Genomic DNA, 2,438 nt, shown 5'->3' with positions numbered 1-2,438 from the left:
TCAGTGCGATTCGTTGGCTAGAAACCTTATCCCATAAGGATTTGGGGGATTAGCCACAAGGTAAGAAACCTTGATAACTTGATAACCATGTTGGTGAGATACCAACCCTCGCGAAATCCGAGTGACAGCCCTACCCCTAATCACTGAGAATTAACAAGCTCTAGGTTAAAGCGGGGTCAAACGGTAAAACACTACTAGCTAAAAGTGGTGGCTAACTAGGCAATAGAACTCACGGGTACGAGAGAAAGATACGCCTGAACCGTCGTCATCCATGAACAGCGAAATAGCTGAAACGCTGTAATCAAATAGAAACGGAACACATAGGGTTATAAAGATTGATGGTTTTATAATGATTTCCCTAGTTCCCGGCGGACAGTATCACCCTAAAAGTTCACAGAATGGTTATCAGGAACGAAGTAACCACATAGGTACTCTCAGGGCGGTCGGTCACTGAGTAGGTAGTTAGCCCCATGGCCTATGTTGGAAAGATTGAGTCAGAAGCAAACGTTTAGGGGTAATACCTAGAATACGCTGACAGACTCACGTTGTAGGAAAATGTAGAGTTATGAGTAGCAATTAACATGTCTAAAACTCGGGGGTTCGCCCCACAGTCGGAATGGAGTAAGGTTGATTGGCGAAAGCTAGAAATAACCGTATTCAAGTTGCAAAAACGAATCTACAGAGCCTCCCAACGTGGCGATAGTCGCGTGGTAAGAAAGCTTCAAAAAACTATGATGAAATCCTGGTCTGCCAAGATGGTAGCGGTCAGGAAGGTAACTCAACAAAATAAAGGTAAAAAGACGGCTGGAATAGATGGGAAAAAAGCTTTAACCAACAAGCAACGACTCACCTTAGTAGCCAACCTGAAATTGTATAAGAAACCTCAACCTACCCGTAGAGTTTGGATTGATAAACCAGGTCGTAATGAGAAACGTCCTCTAGGTATACCAACTATCTATGACCGAGCACTCCAAGCACTAACCAAACTTGCCTTAGAACCGGAATGGGAAGCGGTCTTTGAACCTAATTCATACGGATTCAGACCAGGACGGTCTTGTCACGATGCCATCGAAACAATATTTCTCGGAATCAATAAAATGCCCAAATGGGTATTAGACGCCGATATCTCCAAATGTTTCGACAAAATTAATCATGATGTCCTTTTAGGAAAACTGAATACCTATCCATCCATGAAACGATTAATCAAAAACTGGTTAAAGGCAGGAGTAATGGATAATAGAACATTCAACCCTACAGATGAGGGCACTCCCCAAGGTGGAATAATTTCTCCACTTTTGGCGAATATAGCTCTCCACGGAATGGAAGAACGAATAAAAGAGTTCGCAAGAACTCTACCCGGACAAAAGGCAAAAAATGTCAAAGCTCTCAATTTCGTTCGATACGCAGACGACTTCATCATCATGCACAAATCCAAAGAAGTGGTAGAAGAATGTCTTGAGATAATAAAGGACTGGCTGAAAGACATAGGCTTGGAATTGAAGCCCAGTAAGACCAGAATTACCCACACTTTCAACGGATATGACTTCCTCGGATTCAATATACGTCAATACGAAGTGGGTAAACATCAGTCAAACAACAAGGGCTACAAAACCTTAATCAAACCATCTCAAAAGAAAGTAAAAGAGCATTACGAGCGGCTCGCAAAGGTCATAGATAACCACAAAGCCGCTCCACAAGCCGCTTTAATAAGCAAACTCAGGCCTATTATAACGGGATGGTGTAATTACAACCGCTCACAGGTTAGTAAGAAAATCTTCTCGAAGTTAGACCACTTGCTCTGTTACAAACTTCAAAGATGGGGATACAGAAGACACCCTAACAAATCCAAGACCTGGGTAAACAATAAATACTGGGGAACCAAGGTTGAAAAACCGCAGAATCCGTGGGACGCCCGGAAAATCGACAACTGGGTCTTTATGACAGGGGAGGAAAACTACCTACCCAAGCACGCCAAGACCCCTGTGGTCAGGCACGTCAAAGTAAAAGAATCCAGAAGCACATTTGACGGAGACCTAATTTATTGGAGTAACAGAATGCAGAAACATCCTGAAATGTCTACCCAAAAAGGAAAACTTTTAAAAAGACAAAAAGGAAAATGTGCCCACTGTGGTCTCACCTTCAGGTCAGAGGATTTAATAGAGAAGCATCACATAATACCACGCGCACTAGGTGGAAGTGACCTAAATAAGAACCTAGAGTTACTACATCTCCATTGCCACGATGCGAAACATAGAACTAATGTCAAACCTAAGTGTCAAGAATCAAGTAGCGATTCCTCTGAACTGGATGACAACCCGTTCTAATGTAGAGGTACCAATGACAATGGTTCCTATAATGAGGAGCCGTATGACAGGAAACTGTCACGTACGGTTTTGAAGACGAGTCGGTGGAGGCGACTCCTCGGCTTAGTTTAATGG

At 42.9% G+C, this 2,438-nt stretch carries 1 protein-coding gene; it reads left to right on the top strand.

All coding sequences use genetic code 11. From position 1 onward, the window contains the following. The first annotated feature begins 581 nt into the window (after window positions 1–581). Complete coding sequence (gene ltrA / locus F6K46_RS39320) at window positions 582–2,324, top strand: group II intron reverse transcriptase/maturase (protein ID WP_293068805.1); 1,743 nt, start codon at window positions 582–584, stop codon at window positions 2,322–2,324. Window positions 2,325–2,438: the final 114 nt, after the last annotated feature.

It is taken from the genome of Moorena sp. SIO3E8 (assembly GCF_010692445.1).
Taxonomy (GTDB): domain Bacteria; phylum Cyanobacteriota; class Cyanobacteriia; order Cyanobacteriales; family Coleofasciculaceae; genus Moorena; species Moorena bouillonii.
The sequence above is the reverse complement of the archived record's forward strand: the minus strand, read 5'-3'. Positions and strand labels throughout refer to the sequence as shown.